This is a genomic window from Janthinobacterium sp. OK676 (assembly GCF_900103595.1).
Lineage (GTDB): Bacteria > Pseudomonadota > Gammaproteobacteria > Burkholderiales > Burkholderiaceae_D > Janthinobacterium.
Window position 1 is genome coordinate 201369 of record NZ_FNHA01000013.1, and the last position, 21796, is coordinate 223164.

The following is a 21796-nucleotide window of genomic DNA, read 5'->3' on the forward strand; positions in this document are numbered from 1 at the left end:
CATCATGCGTGATATCACACCAGATGTAAAAATGAAGCCTGTCGATGCCGTGATTGTCGGCTTCGGCTGGACCGGCGCCATCATGGCCAAGGAATTGACGGAGGCGGGCCTGAACGTGGTCGCGCTGGAACGCGGCGAGTACCGCGACACCTATCCCGATGGCGCTTATCCGAAGACGCTCGACGAGCTGACCTACATCCAGCGCAGCAAGCTGTTCCAGGATATGTCGAAGAGCACGTTCACCTTCCGCCACAGCATCACGGGCGTGGCCGTACCCTACCGCCAGATCGGCGCCTTCAAGCCGGGCACGGGCGTGGGCGGCGCGGGCTTGCACTGGTCGGGCATGCACTGGCGCGTCTTGCCGGAAGAGCTGCAAATCCGCAGCCATTACGAACGCCGCTACGGCAAGAAATTCATCCCCGAAGGCATGACGATCCAGGACTTCGGCGTGACTTACGCCGAGCTGGAGCCGCACTTCGATTTCGTCGAGAAAGTCTTCGGCACCTCGGGCCAGGCGTATAAAGTCAACGGCATCGTCGTCGGCGACGGCAATGTGTTCGAGGGCGACCGCTCCGACAATTACGCGCTGGCGCCGCAAAAAGTGCCGTACACGGCCGAGCTGTTCCGCCGCGCGGCCAAGGCTGTCGGCTACCACCCCTTCGTCAACGCCTCGTCGAACGCGTCCGGCCCGTACACGAATCCGTACGGCTGCCAGATGGGCCCATGCAACTTCTGCGGTTTCTGCTCGGGCTACGCCTGCTATAACTATTCCAAGGCTTCGCCCAACGTCAACATCATGCCGGCCCTGCGCATGGTGGCGAACTTTGAATTGCGCGCCAATTGCAACGTCGTGCGCATCAACCTCGACGGCAGCAAGGGTGGCAAAGCGCGCGCAACGGGCGTGACCTACATCAATGCGGACGGCAAGGCCGTCGAGCAGCCGGCCGACCTCGTCATCGCGAGCGCCTTTGCCTACAACAATGCGCATTTGTTCCTGCTGTCGGGCATCGGCAAGCCATATGACCCCGTCAGCAACGAGGGTGTGGTGGGGCGCAATATCGCCTACCAGATGATGTCCACCATCCAGACCTTCTTCAAGGAAGACACGAACACGAACCCGTTCATCGGCGCCGGCGGCACCGGCGTCGCGCTCGATGACTGGAATGGCGACAATTTCGACCATGGCCCGCTGGGCTTTGTCGGCGGCTCGCCCGCCTGGTGCAACCCGGCCGGCTCCAAGCCTATTTCCGGCATTGCCACGCCGGACGGCACGCCCGCCTGGGGTTCGGCCTGGAAAAAGGCCGTCAAGAAGAGCTATTTGAACACGGTCTCGTTCGACTGCCACGGCGCCAACATGACTTACCGCGACTGCTATGTCGACCTCGACCCCACCTACACGGACAAGTATGGCCAGCAATTGCTGCGTTTTACCTTCGACTGGAAGGAAAACGACATCAAGATGAGCCGTTTCGTCACGGACAAGATGATGAAGGTGGCCGAAGCCATGAACCCGGAATCGATCAAGGTGTCCGTCAAGAACGTGGGCGACCATCTCGACCTGCGCAACTACCAGACCACGCACTGGGCGGGCGGCACGGCCATGGGCGCGGACCGCAAGACCAGCGTCGTCAACCGTTACCTGCAGAGCTGGGACGTGCACAACGTGTTTGCCGTCGGTTCCAGCGTGTTCCCGGTCGGCATAGGCTACAACCCGACGGGCCTCGCTTGCGCGCTGACCTACTGGTCGGCCAAGGCTATTCGCGAGCAATACCTGAAAGATCCCCGTCCCCTGGTCGCCTGATGAAGAACAAGATGAACAACACATTCACCAATACCGTGGGCGCGCTGCTGCTGGCGCTCGCCGCCAGTATCCCCGGCGCCGCCTGGTCGGCCGCCGCCACCGTCCCGAACGCCCAGCTGATACGCCAGGGCGAATACCTGGCCCGCGCGGGCGACTGCATCGCCTGCCATACGGCCGGCACGAAAGGCCAGCCGTTCGCCGGTGGCCTGGGCATGGAAACGCCGATCGGCAAGGTGTATTCCACCAACATCACGCCCGATAAAAAGGCTGGCATCGGCGACTGGAGCTTTGCCGATTTCGACAAGCTGATGCGCACGGGCGTGACGAAACACGGCTACACCGTGTATCCGGCCATGCCGTATCCGTCGTACTCGCGCCTGAGCGAGGCGGACATGCAGGCCCTGTACGCCTACTTCATGCACGGCGTGAAGGCGGACCCGACGCCGAACAAGGCGGCCGATATTCCATGGCCATTGTCGATGCGTTTCCCCTTGACCATCTGGCGCTGGGCGTTTGCTCCCACGCCGCAGCCCTACAAGGCACCGGTCACGGGCGACGCGCAATTGCTGCGCGGCGCCTACCTGGTGCAGGGCCTGGGCCACTGCGGCGCCTGCCATACGGCGCGCGGCGTGGGCATGCAGGAAAAATCGCTGACGGACGAGGGCAACACGACGTTCCTGGCGGGCGGCGGCGTGATCGACGGCTGGTCCGTGCCATCGTTGCGCAATGAACATGGCGGCGGCCTGGCGCGCTGGAGCGCGGCGGAGATCGCCGAATTCCTCAAAACGGGCCGCAACAGCCATACGGCCTCGTTCGGCGCCATGAACGACGTGGTGGCCCATTCCATGCAGCACATGACGGATGGCGACCTGGCGGCGATGGCGAAATACCTGAAGTCATTGCCGCCATCGAATCCGGCCACGCCAGCCTTCGTGGCCGACGACAAACTGGGCAAGCAATTGTTCAGCGGTATCGTCAACTCGACAGGCGCGCAGTTGTACCTGGACCGTTGCGCCGGCTGCCACCGTTCCGACGGCAAGGGCTACGACAAGGCTTTCCCTGCGCTGGCCGGCAATGCCGTGCTGCAGACGAACGATCCCACGTCGGCCATCAACATCGTGCTGTCGGGCGGCGCCGTGCCGGCCACGCGCACGGCGCCGTCGGCGCTGACGATGGCGCCGTATGCGGACATTTTTAATGACGAGCAGACTGCCCAGGTGGTGACGTTCATCCAGACCAGCTGGGGCAACCGCGGCACGCCGGTGACGGCGGCGCAGGTGGCCAAGGTGCGCAAGGTGTCCGTGCCGGTGGAGGCGTCGCAGACGGAAGCGACGTTTGCGGCAGGCCGCCACGGCACCTTCCCGCCCGTGGCGCGCAAGCCGCACCTGAAGGATGCTCCCGTGAAGTAAAGTGAGCAGGCGAAAAAAATGCCCGCAGCATCTGCGGGCATTTTTTATGGGAACGTTAAAAACTTATTTCATCCACAGGCGCATCGAATCCCAGGCGCGGCCGAAGATCGTTGCCTGGTTGATGGTTTCCAGCGCCACGACCGGCAGTTCCAGCAGGACCTTGTCGTCGACCATCATTTTCAGTTTGCCGACAGGGGCGTTTTCAGCCAGTGGCGCGACCAGCGGGTCCTTGCGTTCCAGCACAGGCTTCATCTTGGCAGCCGTGCCTTTTGGTACGGTGACGAGCACATCGCGTGCGAAACCGATTTTCACGGTGCTTTTCGAGCCTTTCCACACTTCCGGCGTGGCCACGGCCTGGCCTTTCGAGTACAGCTTGACCGTATCGAAGTTCTGGAAGCCCCAGTTCAGCAGCTTCTGGCTTTCCTGCGTGCGGGCCTGGTCGGACGAGGTGCCCAGCACCACGGAAATCAAACGGCGCTCGCCCGTGCCGCCTGGACGGCGGGCCGACGCGATCATGCAATAGCCGGCCGCTTCCGTGTGGCCTGTCTTCATGCCATCGACGGTTGGGTCCAGCCACAGCAGGCGGTTGCGGTTAGGCTGGGTGATCTTGTTGTACGTAAAGCTCTTGATGGAATCGATTTTGTAGAATTCCGGGTAGTCGGCGATCACGCGCTTGGCCAGCACGGACAAGTCTTGCGCCGTGGAATAGTTATCGGGGCTAGGCAAGCCATGCGGATTGGCAAAACGCGTGTTTTTCATGCCCATGCGCTGGGCTTCGCGGTTCATCAGCACGACGAACGTGCCTTCATCGCCGGCAACGGCTTCCGCCAGCGCCACGGCGGCGTCATTACCCGATTGAATCATCAGGCCGTGCAGCAAGTCGTCGATCGAGACGGGGGTAGCGGGGTCGATGAACATCTTCGAGCTGCTCGAATCGACTTTCCATGCGCGCACGGACACGTTTACTTTCTGGTCCAGCGCCAGTTTCTTTTCGCGGATGGCGGCAAACGTCAGGTAAGCCGTCATGATCTTGGTCAGCGAGGCTGGCTCGATGCGCGCGTCCGGATCTTGCGAAGCAATGATCTGGCCACTGGTGGCGTCAAGCAGCAGCCAGGACTTGGCGGCGATGGTTGGGGCGGGAACGGTTTGCGCGAAGGCGGCGGATAGGAAAAGTACACTGGAGGCCAGTGCCGCTAAAAGTTTTTTCATGGAGGCTGGTCTGCGAAAAAGATGAAGGCTGAGGGCCATGTTGTTGCTACTGACATGGCCGCGTGGAAAAAACGGATCAATTATAGCCGTGGAAGCAGGAGTAAGCCCACACTTCAATGATCATCTGCTGCGATTGCGGGTTTGTCACCATGCCACAGGGCAATCACGAGGTTCTTGATGTGATTGAGCTTGCGGTGGAAAAAGTGGTCGGCGCCGGGGATCACGATCACGGGTATGTCTTGTGGACGGGCCCAGTCGAAGACGGCGGACAGGGGGATCGTGTCGTCCAGTTCGCCGTGGATCAAGATGGTGTCGGCGGGAATATCGGCCATGGCCCACTTGCCGGCCGCGCTGCCGATCAGTGCCAGGCGCTCGACGGGCGTACCGGCGGCGGCCAGGCGTTCCTGCAGTTTCGATTGCACGAAGGTGCCGAACGAGAAGCCGGACAGGGCCACGGGCAAGCCCGGGTACAGGCCGCGCATGTGTTCATACAGCAACTGCATGTCGTCCGTCTCGCCCACGCCATGGTCGTGTACGCCTTCCGATGCGCCCACGCCGCGGAAGTTGATGCGCGCCACCACGTAGCCGAGGGCGACAAAGGCGCGCGCCAGGGTTTGCGTGACCTTGTTGTCCATCGTGCCGCCGTACAGCGGGTGTGGATGGGCAACGAGGGCGATGCCGCGAGGAGTGTCTGCCGGGAAATCGAGCAAGCCTTCCATGCTGCCTGCATGGCCGGCGAGGGTAAATTTTTCCGAGTTTCTGTTCATGATGCTCATACTGGTGGATATCTCTTAAATTGGCATTAAATCTTGAGGCGTTCGACGACCTTGCCACCCACCAGGTGCGTATCGATGATTTCATCGATATCGCTGGTGTCGACATAGGTGTACCAGGTCGCTTCCGGGTAGATGACCAGCAGCGGGCCCTCTTCGCAGCGGTCCATGCAGCCGGCCTGGTTGATACGGATCTTGCCCGCGCCATTCATGTCGAGTTCCTTGATGCGGCGCTTGCAATGCTTTTGCGCCGCTTCCGCGCCATGGTCGCCGCAGCTGTTGCGGCCATCTTCACGTTTGTTCATGCAGAAAAAAACGTGGCGTTCAAAATACGGTGCGTCGCTCATACTATCCTCCTGCGATTTCATCAATGCGCCATGATAGCGCTTATGGGGGGTCTTCGCGACGCTGGCGCTGCACATCTTCCTGCCGGTTCAGGCGATGCGAGGGCAGGCACAGGAACCACAGGGCCATGAAAGGCCACAGCAAGGCCAAAAATTGCGCCGCGCCATTGAAGTTCAGGAACTTACCTTGTACCCAGCCTTGCAAGGTCGACATGAAATACGGGTTGATCGGCGTCGTATTCACCATCACCAGGCTCAGCAGCAAGGTGGCGGCCGCGATGCGGCGCTGGGCCACGTGGGGCGCGAAGGCCAGGCCGCCCAGCATGATCAGGCCGATCAGAAAGCCGCCCTGCGCGCCCGGCGTGATCCAGACGAAGGCGTTCTCCGGGGAAAACAGCAGCGCGCTGGCCATCGAGCGCACGATCAGGGCGGCGGTGATCAGGCCCAGCATCAAGATGGTGCGCGGCGCGGCGCGGCGCAGCAGGCACAGCAAGGTCAGCACGGCGCCCGTCATGCCGCAAGCCGTGATGATGGTTTCTGAAAGCCAATATTGCTCGACCGTCAAGACGACGTCGGGACGCAGGTACGTGGCCAGGTCGATATCGATGCCGGCCAGCTGCGACAGCCAGTCCGACAGGATGGGCAGCAGCTGGCCCAGGCCGAACAGATAGCCTTGCGGATAGATTTGCGCCAGCGGCCACAGGGCCACCAGCACCAGGCCCTGGCTGGCGTGCTGGGCAAACCAGCGCTGGCGCAAGCGGTACAAATGGCTATGGTCGAGCAGCTTGCGTGCCGACAGGGCGCCGATGACGGAACCGATCAAGCAGCCGGCCGCATTCGTATAAAAATCCAGGTTCGACGAGACACGGCTGGGCAGATAGGTTTGCACGGCTTCCATGCTGCCGGAAATGAACATGCCGCACAGGCTGGCGACGATGACGGCAAAGAAACCAGTAATCCTTGGAAACAGCGAATACACGATCAGCGCGCCCAGCGGGATGTAGCCGACGACGTTGATGCCCACGTCGAAGCCCGTCCAGTAACGGGGCATGCGCGTGTTTTCCAGGAACGTCAGCGGCGACAAACCATTGCTGTGCCAGCCCGTGAACGGGAACCAGCTCGCGTACACGATCAGGAACACGTAGGCGAGCAGGGTCGCGCGCGACACGGGCGAGGAACGGACGGGCGGCAGTGGCGCCACCGGGCTGGCTGGGGATGCGGGGTCGGTCATTCTTTCGTGATATTCAGCGTGCCCAGCCAGGTCAGCAGGTCGGCGGCGATGGCGTCCGATGCCGCCGCCAGCGCTTGCGCGCCCCCTTGCGCGTCCGCGCTGCCGGCAGGGCCGCTGCGGCTGAAGGTTTTCTGGTCGATCAGGCGGTGGCCGCGAAACAGCGAGGCGCGCAGCGATACGTGGCCGCTGCTTTGCGTTTGCGTGTCGAAATTTTGCGAAAAATCATCGACGTCAATGCGCAGCAGGGGCATGCCGGCGGCCGCATCCGTGGTCGACAGCACTTTCACGCCGCTTTGCGCCACGCGGGTTTTCAGGCGCTGGCTCAGCAGCTGCAGCGGCGGCGTGTTCCAGCGGTTGTAGGCGTAGGGCCGCGATTGCTGCGCGTCTGCGTACAGCAGCCGGTAATACATGCGCTGGCTGTCGAGCCAGGACGGGCCGTTGGCGTCGGCGATCACCAGCACGGGCACGGCCGGCGCGGCCGCTGGCGCGGACGTCAGCGGCGCGGCCGGGCCGAAATCATAGAAAGTGGGGACGGGGCCGCGGCTGGCGCAGCCGCCCAGCAGGAAGACGGCGGCCAGGGCCAGGGCGGTGAGATTGCGTGGGATAGGCATGCGATGTTCTCCTTATTTGCCCGGCGCCGAAAAACCGGGCTCGCCCGGACCGGGCGGGATGTCTGGGGCGCCGAACAAGATGCTCTGCGGCTGTTCATTGAGCGTGCTCATGGTGGTTTTCAGGGAGCGCATCGAGGAACGGGCCTCGCCGCTCAGCTCGATTACCTGCGGCAAGACTTCCAGCGACACGCCATTGGCCACCGTTTCCACCGAGCTGCCGACCCGGTCGACCGTGCCATTGACCTTGTCGAGCACGCCGCCGGGCGCCTGGATATCGTTGCCCAGCTTTTTCCACGTGGCCGTCAAGTCCGACACATTCTTGCTGGCCGTGCTGACGGCCGTCAGGGTTTGGCGCGTCTGTTCCGTCAGTTGGGGCAGTTGCGTCAGGGTCGGTTCCAGCTGCTGCGGAATGGCGCCGAAGGCCTTGGCTGCCTTGCCCACTTCCGTGAAGGCGCCCAGCATGGCTGCCTGGTTGTCGGGGCTGAGCAGATTGTTGACCTTGTTGGTGATCTGCTCGGCCTGGTCGAGGATGCGCTTGCCCCGCTTTTCCAGCTGGTCGAGCAAGCCGGCGCGCAGGGGAATCAGCGAAGGCTTGTCCTTGCTGGTGCCCAGCAGTTTCGAGCCCACGTGCTCATCGTCGAGCTGGATGTAGGCGATGCCCGTCACGCCCTGGTAGCCGAGGGTGGCAAACGTGGTATTGGTGACGGGGGTGTCGGGCGCCACGCTGATGTGCACGAGGATTTGCCCCGCCTTTTGCGTGTCGAAGTCGATGGCGTCGACCTTGCCCACTTCCAGGCCCCGGTAGCGCACGGTCGCCTGCGGATTCAGGCCCGGCACGGACAGCGTGGTGGCCAGCAGGTAGGGCACGCGTTCCACGCGGTCGCGGTTGAACCAGACGCCGAACAGGATGGCGGCCACCAGCAGGGTGATAGTAAAAAATCCCGTCATCAGGGCATGTGATCTGTTTTCCATTACTTCTCCGCTTTCTTGTCTGTGCCGGCGTCGCCGCCCGGCAGCGCCGCATTGCCCGCCGCCTGTTTTTCATCGAGGACGGCCAGCGCGCGCTTGCCGCGGTCGCCGAGGAAAAATTGCTTGATGAACGGGTGGTCCACCTGGATGACTTCGCGCGTGGGGCCGATGGCGATCACGTGTTTTTCCGCCAGCACGGCGATGCGCGTGGACAGGGCGAACAAGGTGTCGAGGTCATGCGTGACCATCACCACCGTCAAGCCCAGCTCGCGGTGCAGCGACTGGATCAGGGCGACGAAACTTTCCGACAAGTCCGGGTCCAGGCCCGCCGTCGGTTCATCGAGGAACAGCAGCTTCGGCTCCAGCGCCAGGGCGCGCGCCAGTGCCACGCGCTTGATCATGCCGCCCGACAAGTCCGATGGCATTTTGAGCGCATGTTCCGGGCCCAGTCCCACCATATTCATTTTCAATAATACCGCGTCGTGCACCAGCGCCTCGGGCAGCACGCGCAATTCGCGCATGGGCTGGGCCACATTGTCGAACACGGTCAGGGCCGAATACAGCGCGCCCTGCTGGAACAGCATGCCCCAGTGGTTGCGCAACTGTTGCAGCTGGTCGGAACTTGCCCGGTTGATATCTTCGCCGAAGACTTTGACGCAGCCGCGCGCCGGATGTTCCAGGCCCAGCATCTGGCGCAGCAGCACCGTCTTGCCCGTGCCGGAGCCGCCCACGATGGACAGGATCTCTCCCCGTTCGATTTCCAGGTTCAAGTCCTGGTGCACAACGGTGCGGCCGAACTTGGTCCACAGATTCGTGATGTCCACCACGGGCGCGCTGCCGTGCAGGTTGAACTGGCCGTCCTGGCTCGTGCCGCAGGCGATATCGGTGTCGTCCGTCATCAGTAGCCCACTCCATTGAAGACGATGGCGAACACGGCGTCGGCCAGGATCACGACGGTGATGGCCGTGACGACGGCGGTGGTGGTGCCGCGTCCCAGGCTTTCCGTGTTGGCCTTGATGCGCAGGCCGAAGTGGCACGAGACCAGCGCGATCAGCATGCCGAAGATGGCACCCTTGCCCAGGCCGATCATGTAGTTGGCCAGCGGCACGGCGTCCGGCAGCTTCTGGATGAAGTAGCGGGCCGACAGGTTCAATTCCACCTTGGCCGCCACCATGCCGCCGATCAGCGCGGCCGTGTCCGTCCAGATGACGAGCAGGGGCATGGAAATGGCCAGGGCCAGCACTTTCGGCATGATCAGGCGGAAACCATGCGAAATGCCCATCACCAGCATGGCGTCGAGTTCTTCCGTGACGCGCATGACGCCCAGCTGGGCCGTGATGGACGAACCCGAACGCCCGGCCACGAGAATGGCGGCCAATAGCGGCCCCAGTTCGCGGATGACGCTCATGCCCAGCAGGTTGACCAGGTAGATGTCGCCGCCAAACGCGCGCAGCTGCTGCGCCGACAAATAGGACAGCACGACGCCGATCAGAAAGCCCACGAGGGCCGTGATGCCCAGCGCCTGGAATCCCGCATGGAAGATATTGGCGGAAATTTCACGCCACGGCCCGCGCATCGGATGGCGCGCGAAGCGGCCGATATCCTGCGTCACCTGGCCGACCAAGGCAATAAAGCCCTTCAAATGTTCGAAAAACAGCAGGATGGCCATGCCCAGTTTCATCACGGGCGTAAGGCGGTTGGCGCGCGAGGGCGGCGTCGTCAACGGCCCCGTTTCTTCGATGCGTCGGAAAAACTCTTCCTGCGATGGCGCCAGGGTCAGCTGCGCGGGGCGTTGCTTGCCCCAGGCATTCCAGAACAGCTGGGCGCCGATATGGTCCATGCTGTCGATGGCCGACAGGTCCCATTGCACCTTGGCATCGCCCTGCAAGGGCTTGAGCTGGGCGTCGACGGCCTTGATCGCATTGTCATGCGCGAGGGCGTGCACCTGCCAGGTGCCGCTGGCGGTCACGATGGCTCCCTGTTGGGGGCTGGTCTGGGAGAGGGTCAGTTTCGGCGATTGTACAGTCGGCATCGTGCCAGTTTAAGGGAGAATGGCGCAGACCGCCACCGCTGTTCAATCGCCGGCCTGTCAGGACGCCAGGTGGCGCGCCTGCCGCTGGGGCAGGGCGACGTCCGGGCGCACCTTGGCGCTGCCAGTACTCGCTTCGGCTGGCTTGGCATGCGCGGCCGCTTGCGCGCCACCCGCATAGTCGCTGGCCACGAGGGCGTTGGCCTCCAGCGCGCTCATGCCGCGCGTCTGCAGCCATTGCGCCACCAGCTTGGCCAGGCGCTCCATGGCGATGCGGTGGGTGGCGTCCGTGTGGGCGTACAGCCAGTTCGAAAAATCCATGAAGTTTTCAAACGGCGACTCGCCCAGCATCCATTGCACCGTATTGGCAAAACGGCCAGAGTTGGCCACCAGGTCCCAGTAGCGGGCGAAGCGCACGAGGCGCTGCATGCTCATGAAATCGAGCTGCTTGTTCGCCAGGATGGTGTAGGGCGGGTGCGGATCGAACACCATGCCATAGTTTTCCGTATGGCGGATGATGGGCGTGCCGCGCAGCCGCTTCAATATGCCGAACTGGATTTCATGCGGTTTCAAGGCCACCAGCTTGTTGAAGCCGGCCGCGAAGCTCGCTTCATCTTCGCCCGGCAAGCCGGCGATCAAGTCCACGTGCAAGTGGGCGTTCGATTCCTCGCACAGCCAGCGGATGTTGTCGGCCGCCTTTTGATTGTCCTGCTTGCGGCTGACCAGCGATTGCACGTCCGGATTGAAACTCTGGATGCCGATCTCGAACTGCAGCGCGCCGGGCGGGAATTTGCTGATGCCTTCTTTCAAGGCGTCGGGCAAGTGGTCTGGCACCAGTTCGAAGTGGGCGTAGATCGGGTCGTCCGGATTCGCCTCGATCTTGTCCAGGAAGAACTGCATGATCTTCAGGCTGGTCTTGATGTTCAGGTTGAAGGTGCGGTCGACGAACTTGAACAGGCGCGCGCCGCGCGCATGCAGGGATTCCATCTCGGCCAGGAAGTTCTCGAGCGCGAAGGGCCAGGCCGTCTTGTCCAGGGCAGACAGGCAGAATTCGCACTTGAACGGACAGCCGCGCGACGCTTCCACGTAAATCGTGCGGTGGCGGATATCGTCATCTGTATACAAGGAGTAGGGCAGTTGCAGTTCCGCCAGCGGCGCTTGCACGCCCGCATGGATCTTCATCAGCGGTTTTGGCCCGTTGAGGATCTCGCCGCACAGCTTGGGGAAGGTGACGTCGCCCCAGCCCGTGATCAGGTAGTCGGCCAGCTTGACGATTTCCTGCTCGCCCGCCTCATGCGACACTTCCGGCCCGCCCAGCACGATGACGACTTCGGGCGCCACGCGCTTGAGCATGGCCACCAGTTTGGTCGTTTCCTCGACGTTCCATATATATACGCCAAAACCGATGATGCGCGGCTTGTTGATGAGGATGCGCTCGACCAGTTCCGTGGTTTTCGTGCCGATGACGAATTCCTGCAGCCGCGTCTGCGCCTGCAGCGGGCCCATATTGGCCAGCAGATAGCGCAATCCCAGCGAGGCGTGGGTGTAGCGGGCGTTCAGGGTGGAGAGCAGGATGGTCATGGCGGCGATGAAAACGGCGAAACCGCTATTTTACGCTGTCGCGTCAGCTGTGCGCTGCGGCAACAAATGCCATGTTACCATTTGTCAATAATTACTAACTTGTCAATGCTGCGGCAGGCTAAAAGGATACAAGGTGCTGGCGAAAAAAGTACTCAATAAAAAAGTCCTGCTCGGGACGCTGGCCGGCGTGGCCGTGGTAGCGGCCGCACTGGTCGGCTACCGGGTTTTCGGCTGGGGCGCGATGGGACCGGTCAACGGCCTGAAGCTCGATTTATCCAAGCCCGACGCGTTGGTCCGCACGAAAAGCCTGTCGGCCTTGCCGCGCGACCTGCTGACGGTGCCGCTGGCACGCGACGTGCTGCGCGAGGATTTCCTGTTCTATTACGAGCAAAGCGAAGACCGGCTGGGTTTGAAGGGCAGTTTGCGCCGCATCGCCTATGAACATGAGCTGGGCTGGGGCGACCAGTTGCTGCGCATGGTGCTGGACCAGCCGGCGGAAGTGGCCTTGTGGCGCGACGCCGACGGCTCGCTCAAGCATTTCGCCATTGCCGTGTCGCGCAGCCAGCTCACGCGTTTGCTCGAGGAAGCGGGCAAGATCGCCTTGAAGGATACGCAGATGCGCGTGGCCGGCAGCTTGCGCGTCGATGGCGGCCAGGTGCCCGTGTATGCGCTGAACTATGCCTACCAGCGCACCTTGCTGTTTGCCGCGCATGGCCAGCGCCTGGTCATCCTGTCCCATCCCGGCATGCTGTATGGCGGCAGCGATGGCAAGCATGGCGATGGCACGGCCGAGAAAACCGTGGCCAGCCTGCTGGCGCCGGAGCCGGCCAAGCAGAACGTCTTTCATGCGCAGTTCCATCTCGATCCAGCCGCGCCCGAGGGCCACAGCATCGCCGTCAAGGCGGACTTCCTGTCCTTCGGCTACCAGCCCTTCTTTGGCGCGTTAGAGGCGCTGCGCTTCGATTTTCAACAGGGCGCCTGGCAATCGAAGGTGCTGCTCAATGCCGACAAACTGAAAAACGGTGGCTACGACAGCAGCGCCTTGTGGCCCGTGCTGCCGCACAACCCGAGCGCCTGTTTCAGCGTACCCGTCGACTGGACCGCGCTGCAGCCCGTGCTCAAGCGCCTGGGCAGCAAGACATCGGAGCCGGTGGCGCCGCTGGCCGGGCACTTGCAAGGCCCGGCCGCCGCGTGCTGGTACGGGACTTCGCGCCTGCATACGCCGGTGTTCGTGGCCACCCGCAGTGCGCAGGCCGGCGATGACGCTGTCTATGGCAGCCTGTTCGAGGCGGCCATCGGCGGCAAGGACCCCGTGCGCAAGACCACAGGGAAGGATGGCGCCGTTCGCTGGGAACGCAGCGTCCCCACGGCGCTGGGCCAGTCCACGCCGGCGTTGGCCGTGGCCGGCAATACCGTTGTCTTTTCCGCCGACGGCAAGCTGGTGGACCAGGTGCTGGCCGTGCGCCGCAAGCAGGCGCCGGCCGCCAGCGACCTGCTGCCCGATGGCGCGCGCACCATCGGCCTGATCGCGCCGGCGTCGCTGGCCCGGCTGATCCAGCTGGAAGCCTTCGATACCCTGCCGGCGAATAACGAACCGGTCTTGCGCGCAGCCGCCAATGAACACCTGGTGCCGCGCCTGAACGCCTTGAAAAAATATCCGCCGCTGCGCATGGTGCTCAAGCGGCAGCCGGCCAGCGGCACGTCGTGGGAAGCGCTGGAATGGCAGGAGACTGGGCGATGACGCTGTGGCATGGACGGCATGGACGCCGTGCCGCCTTGCGATCGCTGGCGGCCTGCGCCGCCACCGTGGCAATGCCCGCCTGGGCCCTGCGCGCGGCCGCCGAACCGCAAGTGCAGCTGTCGCAAGCCCAGAGCCGTGCCTTCCAGGCCTGGATGCTGCGCATCGTCAACGCGCAGATCGAACGGGGGCCGTCGCCGCGCTGGACGCACCGCGATTGCGCCGGCCTGGTGCGCTTTGCCGTCAATGAAGCGCTCACCGTGCATGACGCGAAGTGGCTGCATGCGAACGGCATCGCCAGCAACAGGCGCCTGCCGCCCGAGCTGGAACTGAGCGCGGCCCAGGCCGCCTTGCGCAACCGCTGGGTGCAGACGGGCGGCAATGTCGGCCACTTCGTCACGGCGCTGGCGCTGGTACAGCACAACAGCCGTTTCATCGCCCGCGAAATCAGCCAGGCGCTGCCCGGCGACCTGCTGTTTTTCGACCAGGGCGACGAACAGCATCTGATGGTCTGGATGGGAGCGCGCATCGCCTACCACACCGGCACCGTCACCCCCGACGACAATGGTCTGCGGACCGTCGATATCAAAGAACTTACGAGCTGGAAGGACACGCGGTGGCAACCTGTGGTCAACAATCCCAATTTCGCCGGCGTGTTCCGGCTGGCGTTCCTGTCATGAAGCCTATTTTTGTCATGAAGCTGCTATGTATGGGCCTGCTGGCGCTGTTCATGCTGGGCAGCGCCTTCGCGCAGCAGCGCGAGACAAGCAATTACACGACCTTCAAGGGCGAACCGTTCTTCCTGCTGTCGGACGCCAGCTATGGCAGTCTTGATGAAGCGCGCGTGCGCCTCGAGGTGCCGGGCCGCGACATGGGACGCATGAACCTGGAAGCGTATTCGGGCGCCGACATCGTCGTCTACCGCGTGCCCGAGCCGATGGAATTCCTGAAAAAGCAGCGTAATCTGCACCGCATCCAGGTCGAGGGCAATTACCAGGGCGAAGGCCTGGCCAACACCTTGAGCTTTTTGTGGGATAGCTGGTGGAAGCAGTCGCGCCTGGCCTGGCGCAAGCTGTTTTCCGGCGAGGCACGCCTTGCGGTCACAAAAGAGCAGCCGCAACTGGCGACCAACGACGCGATCCGTCGGCGCACCGTGTTCGCCAACCATCCGCAGTACAAGCCGATCAAGGGCATGGAACTGGTCGACAGCTTCCGCTATCCGATCTGGCAAGCCAAGGCCATCGCGCCACCGAAAGGCGTCAAGCTCGATGGCTCCAGCAGCGACTTCATCGTCGCTGGCGCCGGCAACGTGATGATCCCGCTGGGCAAACGCAAGCCGGGCCTGTACCTGATCGAAGCGATCATCGGCGAGCACCGCGCCACCACTTTGGTATTCGTGTCGGACACGGTGGCCGTCACCAAGGTATCGTCCGGCCAGATGCTGGTGTGGACGGCGCGGCGCGACAACAGCGCCGCCGTGGCGGGCGCCAATGTGGCGTGGACGGACGGCACCGGCGTGCTGCAGTCGGCTGTCACCGGCGCCGATGGTGTCGCCTCGCTCGAGCGCGGCAGCCCGGAACACACGTATGTGCTGGGCCAGGACCGCGCCGGCGGCGTGTTCGTATCCGAGAATTTTTACTATGACAGCGAGATCTACAACACCAAGATCTATGCCGTGACGGACCGGCCCCTGTACCGGCCGGGCGATGAAGTCAACGTCAAGTTTTTGGGACGCGAATTTACCTCCGCACGCAACTCGCAGGCGGCAAGCGCGGCGCCGGTCAGCTTGAGCGTGCTCAATCCGAACGGTACGCCGCTGCTGACGCAAACGCTGCAGCTGTCCGGCGACACGGGCGCCGACACGCGCTTCCGCCTGCCCATGGAAGCGACCGCCGGCGGCTATGAACTGCGTTTCAATTACAAGGATGGCGTGTATGGCGCGGCCTTCCGCGTAGCCGAATACGTCAAGCCGCACTTTGAAATCAACGTCCAGCCATCGAAGCCCGAATTCAAGACGGGCGAGGCGGTCAAGGGCAGCATCGCGCTGCGCTACCCCGATGGCAAGCCCGTGAAAAACGCGAAGATGACCTTGTCCTTGCGCGGCCAGCAAAACACCATGGTTGAAGGCGAACTGCGCTACAGCGGCCTGTTTCCCGTGGCTTTGAAGACCGAGGAAGTGACGAGCGATGGCAGCGGCAATGTCGACTTCAGCTTGCCGCCCGCCGCCGATCCCTCGCGCTACATCCTGACCGTGCTGGCGACCGATGGCGCGGCCTACCGCGTCAAGGCGACGCGCGAGCTGATGATAGAACGCTCGAGCAGCAGCTACCAGCTGAAGGCCACGCGGCAGTTTTCCGATCCAGGCCAGGCCGTGCATTTTGATTTGCTCGCCGATGGCCAGGGCGCGGCCAGGCCCGTGCGCTGGGAGATGGTGCAGCTGGAAAAACAGAGCAAGACCGACGGCGCGTTCGATCCAAACGCCAAGGGCTGGGACGTGACGTTCCCCGCATCGGGCTCGTATCAGCTGGCGCTGCGCGACGAGCGCGGCAACCTGCTGGCGGCCGCCAGCCACTGGGTGTCGGGTGATGGAATCCAGACCACGCCGGGCAGCATCGAGATCGTGCTGGACCGCGCCCGCTATCGTCCGGGCGACACGGCAGAGGCCTTGATCACGTTCTCCGACAAGGTCGACCAGGCGCTGTTCACGCTTGAGCGCGACAAGGTGGAGCACCATGGTCTGATGGCCGGCGCCGCTGACTGGTACCAGGCGAAGCGGGTGGCGCCGCGGCAGTGGAGAGTGCGCATCCCCGTAAAAGAAGAGCACGGCCCGAACATGACGTTCTCGGTGGCGTACACGCGCAATGGCGACTTTGTGTTCGAGAACGCCGGCCTGCAAGTGATCGAGCCGCGCATCGCGCTGCAGTTCAAGAGCGACAAGGAGGTCTACCAGCCGGGCGAGAAGGTCACGCTGGACGTCAAGGCCACCCTTGATGGCAAGCCCTTGAGCACGATGGTGGCGCTGGGCGTGGTCGATGAAATGATCTATGTACTGCAGCCGGAAATCGCACCGGACATCGGCGACTTTTTCTATCACCCGCGCCGTAACAACGTGCGCACGACGGCCAGCCTGTCCTTCATCAGCTACGACATGGCGCAGGGCCGCACAGCGGGCGCGCCGGCGCGCCACAATTACAACGAGCGTGGCGTGAAGGTGCTCGAACGTCCGCGCCGCGACAATATCGACACGGCTTACTGGGCGCCGTCGCTGAAGACCGACGCGAATGGCAACGCGCGCGTGAGTTTTACCATGCCCGATGCGCTGACCCGCTGGAGGATCACGGGGCGCGCGATGGATGAACAGGGGCGCGTGGGCCAGCGCACCGCCTATCTGCGTTCCGATAAAAATTTCTATGCCAAGTGGACGGCGCCCGACTGGATGCGCGCCGGCGATGCGCCACGCGCTTCGGTGGCCGTATTCAACCAGACGGGCAAGGAGCATACGCTCGACGTCGTTCTCTCCGGCGGGGCACAGCCGAAGACGGAAAAATTGACCGCCAAACCGGGTGTCAACTACGTTGAATTTCCGCTGGCGGCTGGCGGCGGGCCGCTGCGCCTGGAGCTGAAACAGAATGGCAAACTGGTCGACGCCTTGGACACGGCCATGCAAACCTTGCCCGCCGCCTGGAGCAGCCCGCGCTCCTTGGCGTTGCCGCTCGATGGCGCCACCGCGGATATTCCACTCAAGCTGCCGGCGGATGCGCGCAATATCCGCGTCTCGTTCGCCCAGGGAGCGGCCAGCCAGTTCGCGCGCATCGCCGACGATCTGATCGACTATCCATATGGCTGCGTGGAGCAGACGGCCAGCCGTTTGATTCCGCTGGCGCTGGCCACGCAAAGCCTGGGGCCGGACGCGGGCGCGGCAAGCGAACGCCTGCAAACGCTGCTGACTGCGCAGCGCCTGCGCCTGGTATCGATGGCCGGCCCGAACGCCGTCTTCGGCTGGTGGGGCAATGCCACGGCCGGCAATGCATTGATGACGGCCTATGCCTATTACGCGGACTGGTACGCGGCGCGCGCGCTGCACATCGAGCTGCCGCCCGAGCACTGGAACAAGCTGCTGGCCGTCTACAGCGAACATGGCTTGAAGGATGCGATGGGCGACCGCGCGCTGGTGCTGTGGATGGCGCGCGAGATGGGCCTGCCCACGCAGACCCTGGCGGCGGGACTCGTGGACGACAGCGCGATCGCCGTCCTGGGCGGCAAGCCGCGCCAACCTGGCGACAGCGGTAGCCTGCTGCTGGGCGGGGCATCTGACCGCGAAGCGCAAGCGATGTCGCTGGGCCTGGTGGCGCTGGTGGCCAGCCAGAATGGCATCGCCTTGCCGCATGGGCTGCAACTGCAAGTGGCCAGCTCGTGGCAGGTGCTGCGCGAGTCCAAAGCGCCGGTGGCGCAGGCCCTGCTGATGCTGGCCGGCGAAGTCCCCCCGTCGCAGGCCGACGCCGTGCTGGCCAGTGTGCGCGCCGAGATGCCGACACTGGACCGCGCGATGACCTTGATGTGGGTGCAAAAGAAGCTGGGTGGCGTATCGTTCGGCAAGGGCCCGGCCGTCGCGCTGGACGGCGCCTGGCAAAAACGCGACAGCCGCAGCGGCCAGCCGGTCTGGCGCTGGACGGACGCCAAGGGCGCGCCGGATAAATTACGTCTCGCCGCACCGGCGCCGGCCGGCACGGTGGCCGTGCTGCAGTACGACAGCCACGCGGCCGAAGCGCAAACCTTGCCGGTCGCCGTCGAGCGCCGCATCCTGCGCATGAAGGCGGGCAAGGGCGGCTACACGACGGAGCTGGTCAAGCCGGGAGAGGCGCTCAGCACGGACGCGTTGTATCTCGATGAAATTACCTTGAAAGCGGCGCCGGGCGCGAAGCACCGTTTTGGCTTGCTGGAAGTGGCGCTGCCGCCGGGCGCCATGGTCGAATCGACTACCTGGGGCATGGTCATGGCGGGCGACAAGCCGGCCGCGCTGGAACGCGCGCGTCATACGGAGCGCCGCGACGGCTATGCCGTGCCGATCGAGCCTTTGGCCGGCGAGGTGACGGTGCGCCATTTGCTGCGCTTTGCGCAGAAGGGCAGTTACGTGCTGCCGCCGGCGCGCTTTTACCGCATGTACCAGCCGGAGCAGAAAGCTTTCGAAGGCGGCGGCAAGACCACGCGCGCACTGCAGGTCGAGTGATGGGCTTTGCACGTCCTGCATTGATGCTTGCCACGCTGCTGGCCATGCCTGCCTGGTCGGCTTCATTGGACGTGGCCTGGTGGCGCAACGGCAAGATGGAAGTGCGCCAGCTGCGCCAGGGCGGTGTCGCGCCGCCGCTGTTCGACGGCGCGCGGCAAGTGCCGCTGGCCAGCTTGTGGAAGCTGTTCGTGTATGTGTACGCGACGGATAACAAGGTGGTGATGCCGGACTATCGCTGCGGCGGCCGCGATCCGGAAGAAGTGTATTGCTGCGATGCGGGCCAGAGCATCGGCCACGATGCGGCGCTGGCGCAATCGTGTGGCCCATTCTTCTCGCCTGGGCGGCTGATGATCACGGCCACCGCATGGCGCAAATACTGGACCGGCCGCCTCGGTAGCGCGCCGGCAGGCGACTTTGCCTGGTTGTCCGACCCTGCGCAGCTGGCACCAAAGCGCATGGTGCGCCTCGATAGCCTGCTGCGCGCCCTGGACAGCATCCCGGCTGCCAGCCGCGTGGACGCGGAAGCGGCGCTGCTGCGCGTGGTGCTTGATGGACGCGGCGCCGGCACTGCCCGTTGGTTCGGCAGCCAGCTGCGCGTGAAGACGTATTCCTGGCACGAGCAGCGCCGCGAGAACGAACGCATCGGCGGCGCGGCCGGCTGGCTGGCCGACGGCACGCCCATCTGGTTCGGTGGCGCGGGCGGCAGCAGCAATGTCTTTGAACAGTGGGCGCCCAGGCTGGCCGCCAGCTTGCCGAACGTAGGCGCGGCCGACGATGGTGGTTGCGTGGTGGTCGATTATTTCAAGCGCTATCCGATCCGCACCGTGCGCGGCGAACGTGGCGTGGCCGCACCTGGCCCTCTGAATGGCCGCTACCATGTGCAATTCGACAATGGCCAGAACCTGGCCTTGCGCAGTACCGGCGAGCTGATGCTGCTGCAAGAGAAGGGCGGCCGCCCGCTATTGCGCGGCCGCTTTGGCGTCAATGAATATGTGGCGCGTGTGCTCGACCGCGAGGCGAATGCCAACGAGCCGGAAGCGGCCAAGGCGCTGGCGATTGCCGCGCGCACGTATCTGCAGCAGAACGCGGTGACGGTGGCGGGCTGCCAGCAGATCGCCGACAGCAGCGCGACCCAGCGCGTCAGTCCCAGCCCCGCCACGCCGGCGGCGCTGGCGATTGCGCGCTGGACCGACCAGCTGATCGTCGATGGCGTCACCGTGCGCTATCACAGTAACCAGGCGTCCGAGGGCACGATGGCGTGGAGCGAGGCGGTGCGCCAAGCCAGACAGGGCAAGCACTATGATGAATTGCTGGCGGCGGCTTATCCGGGCGGCGCCCTGAGCACCTTCGGCAATACGGGCGCGCGTTGCCGGCGCCTGGCGCAGAACGAGGATTGGCTGGCGCGGTCCGTGCCGCGCTGGCAGCGCGTGCTGCTGCGCGAGGCCGGTTATGAAGCGCCGCCGCAAGCGCCGCTGGTCTGCGCCTTGCAAAGCGGCGCGCCATATTCGGAGCAGTCGCGTAACCGCATCTACATGCGGCCGCTGGCCACGCGCGAAGACCGCATCACCCTGGCCCATGAATATCTGCACCTTGGCTTGCGCAACCATCCGCGCGGCCAGGACGAAGAATATGTCGAGCGGCTGGCCCGCCGGCTCGTCGACCTTAACCTGGAGGCCCTGTGAGTTTTTATATCCGTTGCGCGATTCCGTTCATGTTATTACCGCTCTGGGCGCAGGCCCAGGTCACCATCGACGCACCGAAGAGCGGCTGGCGCAATTCGGCCGGCGCGCGCGAGGACTATACGCAAGCGGTCAATTACCCGGCCGCGTCGGTCAATCTGCAGCCGGGCCAGGCCGAAACGGCGCAGATACGCGGGCGCATCGCGGGCGCCGTCAAGGGCAAGCCTGCCACCTTGGTCGTCAACGGCGTGGCGATGCCGATGGAAGTGGGCGAAGACGGCAGCTATGGCCGTCCCTATGGCTTTGGCAGTGGCTCCAATAGTGTGGAAGTACGCTCGCCCGACGGCAGGAGTCGCGCGCGCACCCAGTTTGTCGACGGCTACCAGGGCAAGACCCAGGCGCGCCTGCGTGTCGTGCTGTCGTGGGATAGCGCCGGCACCGACCTCGACCTGCACGTGGTCACGCCGGACGGCGGCCACGCCTGGTACGGCAACCGCGTATTGAAAGATGGCGGCGCGCTGGACGTGGACGTGACGACCGGCTATGGTCCGGAAATCTTTTCCAGTTCGGCGCCCGTGAAGGGCAATTATCACGTCTACGTCAATTACTACGGCAGCGGCGAAAACACCTCCGTGCTGACGGTGGCCCGACTGTCCATCATCACCAACGAAGGCACGCCGCGTGAAAAATTGCAGAGCTTCCAGGTGCCGATGCGGGCCGCCGGCGAGCTGACCCTGGTGAAATCGTTCGTGTTGCCGTAAATGGCCCTTGCGCCGCCGTGGCGCCTTGGCTATAATTCGCCCCCTCGCTGAACGACGCATGCAAATGCAGAGTAAAGCAGGGTGAAAAAAGAAGGTTGACGAAATGCTGCAAACGCTTCATACTCTTCCTTCTTCGCAGCTGACAAACACAACGCTTTGTCGATAGCGCGAAAGTAGCACCGAATACAGTTCTTTAACAATTAACAGTCGATAAGTGTGGGCATTTGATGTAAGTGCAGCGTCAATCTTCGGATTGGCGTCTAACTTAAAATATCAAATGTTCACAAGAAATAATGAAATAGGATACTTCTTCGGAAGTAGCCTGTCAGTTTTTTGAGTGAGCGACCCGTCGCAAGACGGTGCCAATAAAATGGCAAAGTAACAGAGATTAAACTGAAGAGTTTGATCCTGGCTCAGATTGAACGCTGGCGGCA

16 protein-coding genes are annotated in these 21796 nt (G+C 63.6%); 7 read left to right on the forward strand and 9 right to left on the reverse strand.

From position 1 onward, the window contains the following. Window positions 1-4: 4 nt before the first annotated feature. Window positions 5-1801, forward strand: a complete 1797-nt coding sequence (locus BLU39_RS23525) for a GMC family oxidoreductase (protein WP_232731240.1) — start codon at window positions 5-7, stop codon at window positions 1799-1801. Window positions 1802-1812: 11 nt separating this feature from the next. Beyond that, complete coding sequence (locus tag BLU39_RS23530; RefSeq protein WP_092717704.1) at window positions 1813-3210, forward strand: cytochrome c; 1398 nt, start codon at window positions 1813-1815, stop codon at window positions 3208-3210. A 63-nt stretch (window positions 3211-3273) separates the two neighbouring features. On the opposite strand, the gene BLU39_RS23535 is transcribed toward BLU39_RS23530, so the two are convergent. The 9 genes from BLU39_RS23535 to BLU39_RS23575 all read right to left on the reverse strand — a co-directional run bounded on the left by BLU39_RS23535 (window position 3274) and on the right by BLU39_RS23575 (window position 11957). Next, entirely contained in the window at window positions 3274-4419 is a 1146-nt protein-coding gene (locus BLU39_RS23535) for a D-alanyl-D-alanine carboxypeptidase family protein (protein ID WP_092717641.1), read from the reverse strand. Between the two features lie 113 nt (window positions 4420-4532). Continuing rightward, window positions 4533-5186, reverse strand: coding sequence for an alpha/beta hydrolase (locus tag BLU39_RS23540; RefSeq protein WP_058050378.1), 654 nt, complete (start codon window positions 5184-5186; stop codon window positions 4533-4535). A 35-nt stretch (window positions 5187-5221) separates the two neighbouring features. Beyond that, on the reverse strand, window positions 5222-5539 hold the full coding sequence (locus BLU39_RS23545) for a (2Fe-2S) ferredoxin domain-containing protein (protein WP_070310269.1): 318 nt from the start codon (window positions 5537-5539) through the stop codon (window positions 5222-5224). Between the two features lie 40 nt (window positions 5540-5579). Next, a complete protein-coding gene (locus tag BLU39_RS23550) occupies window positions 5580-6767 on the reverse strand; it encodes a VanZ family protein (protein WP_092717644.1) in 1188 nt (395 codons plus the stop codon). Next, window positions 6764-7378, reverse strand: a complete 615-nt coding sequence (locus BLU39_RS23555; protein WP_092717647.1) for an ABC-type transport auxiliary lipoprotein family protein — start codon at window positions 7376-7378, stop codon at window positions 6764-6766. The genes BLU39_RS23550 and BLU39_RS23555 overlap by 4 nt, the downstream gene beginning before the upstream one ends. A 12-nt stretch (window positions 7379-7390) precedes the next feature. Next, the gene (locus BLU39_RS23560; RefSeq protein ID WP_092717650.1) at window positions 7391-8350 is read right to left on the reverse strand and encodes an MlaD family protein; all 960 of its coding nucleotides are present in this window, start codon (window positions 8348-8350) and stop codon (window positions 7391-7393) included. Then, the gene (locus BLU39_RS23565; RefSeq protein WP_092717652.1) at window positions 8350-9246 is read right to left on the reverse strand and encodes an ABC transporter ATP-binding protein; all 897 of its coding nucleotides are present in this window, start codon (window positions 9244-9246) and stop codon (window positions 8350-8352) included. Before BLU39_RS23565 ends, BLU39_RS23560 begins: the two co-directional genes overlap by 1 nt. After that, entirely contained in the window at window positions 9246-10379 is a 1134-nt protein-coding gene (locus BLU39_RS23570; protein WP_092717655.1) for an MlaE family ABC transporter permease, read from the reverse strand. Before BLU39_RS23570 ends, BLU39_RS23565 begins: the two co-directional genes overlap by 1 nt. Window positions 10380-10436: 57 nt before the next feature. Beyond that, entirely contained in the window at window positions 10437-11957 is a 1521-nt protein-coding gene (locus BLU39_RS23575) for a B12-binding domain-containing radical SAM protein (RefSeq protein WP_092717658.1), read from the reverse strand. Window positions 11958-12090: 133 nt separating this feature from the next. Between BLU39_RS23575 and BLU39_RS23580 the strand changes: the two genes are divergently transcribed. From BLU39_RS23580 to BLU39_RS23600, 5 genes are read left to right on the forward strand one after another with little or no spacing between them, the layout of a single operon-like run. Continuing rightward, window positions 12091-13698, forward strand: coding sequence for a DUF2138 family protein (locus BLU39_RS23580; protein ID WP_092717661.1), 1608 nt, complete (start codon window positions 12091-12093; stop codon window positions 13696-13698). Next, the gene (locus BLU39_RS23585) at window positions 13695-14375 is read left to right on the forward strand and encodes a DUF1175 family protein (protein ID WP_092717664.1); all 681 of its coding nucleotides are present in this window, start codon (window positions 13695-13697) and stop codon (window positions 14373-14375) included. Before BLU39_RS23580 ends, BLU39_RS23585 begins: the two co-directional genes overlap by 4 nt. Further along, window positions 14372-18922 carry an alpha-2-macroglobulin family protein gene (locus BLU39_RS23590; RefSeq protein ID WP_092717667.1) on the forward strand — a complete coding sequence of 1517 codons (4551 nt, stop codon included), beginning with the start codon at window positions 14372-14374 and terminating at the stop codon, window positions 18920-18922. Before BLU39_RS23585 ends, BLU39_RS23590 begins: the two co-directional genes overlap by 4 nt. A gap of 23 nt (window positions 18923-18945) precedes the next feature. Beyond that, the gene (locus BLU39_RS23595; RefSeq protein WP_175539395.1) at window positions 18946-20604 is read left to right on the forward strand and encodes a DUF2300 domain-containing protein; all 1659 of its coding nucleotides are present in this window, start codon (window positions 18946-18948) and stop codon (window positions 20602-20604) included. A 29-nt stretch (window positions 20605-20633) separates the two neighbouring features. Beyond that, window positions 20634-21362 carry a YfaP family protein gene (locus tag BLU39_RS23600; RefSeq protein ID WP_092717707.1) on the forward strand — a complete coding sequence of 243 codons (729 nt, stop codon included), beginning with the start codon at window positions 20634-20636 and terminating at the stop codon, window positions 21360-21362. The last annotated feature ends 434 nt before the right edge of the window (window positions 21363-21796 follow it).

What these genes read in the sequence shown, in the direction of transcription:
- BLU39_RS23525 (WP_232731240.1), top strand. Translation starts at nt 5, where the DNA reads ATGCGTGATATCACACCAGATGTAAAAATGAAGCCTGTCGATGCCGTG.
- BLU39_RS23530 (WP_092717704.1), top strand. Translation starts at nt 1,813, where the DNA reads ATGAACAACACATTCACCAATACCGTGGGCGCGCTGCTGCTGGCGCTC.
- BLU39_RS23535 (WP_092717641.1), bottom strand. Translation starts at nt 4,419, where the DNA reads ATGAAAAAACTTTTAGCGGCACTGGCCTCCAGTGTACTTTTCCTATCC.
- BLU39_RS23540 (WP_058050378.1), bottom strand. Translation starts at nt 5,186, where the DNA reads ATGAACAGAAACTCGGAAAAATTTACCCTCGCCGGCCATGCAGGCAGC.
- BLU39_RS23545 (WP_070310269.1), bottom strand. Translation starts at nt 5,539, where the DNA reads ATGAGCGACGCACCGTATTTTGAACGCCACGTTTTTTTCTGCATGAAC.
- BLU39_RS23550 (WP_092717644.1), bottom strand. Translation starts at nt 6,767, where the DNA reads ATGACCGACCCCGCATCCCCAGCCAGCCCGGTGGCGCCACTGCCGCCC.
- BLU39_RS23555 (WP_092717647.1), bottom strand. Translation starts at nt 7,378, where the DNA reads ATGCCTATCCCACGCAATCTCACCGCCCTGGCCCTGGCCGCCGTCTTC.
- BLU39_RS23560 (WP_092717650.1), bottom strand. Translation starts at nt 8,350, where the DNA reads ATGGAAAACAGATCACATGCCCTGATGACGGGATTTTTTACTATCACC.
- BLU39_RS23565 (WP_092717652.1), bottom strand. Translation starts at nt 9,246, where the DNA reads ATGACGGACGACACCGATATCGCCTGCGGCACGAGCCAGGACGGCCAG.
- BLU39_RS23570 (WP_092717655.1), bottom strand. Translation starts at nt 10,379, where the DNA reads ATGCCGACTGTACAATCGCCGAAACTGACCCTCTCCCAGACCAGCCCC.
- BLU39_RS23575 (WP_092717658.1), bottom strand. Translation starts at nt 11,957, where the DNA reads ATGACCATCCTGCTCTCCACCCTGAACGCCCGCTACACCCACGCCTCG.
- BLU39_RS23585 (WP_092717664.1), top strand. Translation starts at nt 13,695, where the DNA reads ATGACGCTGTGGCATGGACGGCATGGACGCCGTGCCGCCTTGCGATCG.
- BLU39_RS23590 (WP_092717667.1), top strand. Translation starts at nt 14,372, where the DNA reads ATGAAGCCTATTTTTGTCATGAAGCTGCTATGTATGGGCCTGCTGGCG.
- BLU39_RS23595 (WP_175539395.1), top strand. Translation starts at nt 18,946, where the DNA reads ATGCTTGCCACGCTGCTGGCCATGCCTGCCTGGTCGGCTTCATTGGAC.
- BLU39_RS23600 (WP_092717707.1), top strand. Translation starts at nt 20,634, where the DNA reads ATGTTATTACCGCTCTGGGCGCAGGCCCAGGTCACCATCGACGCACCG.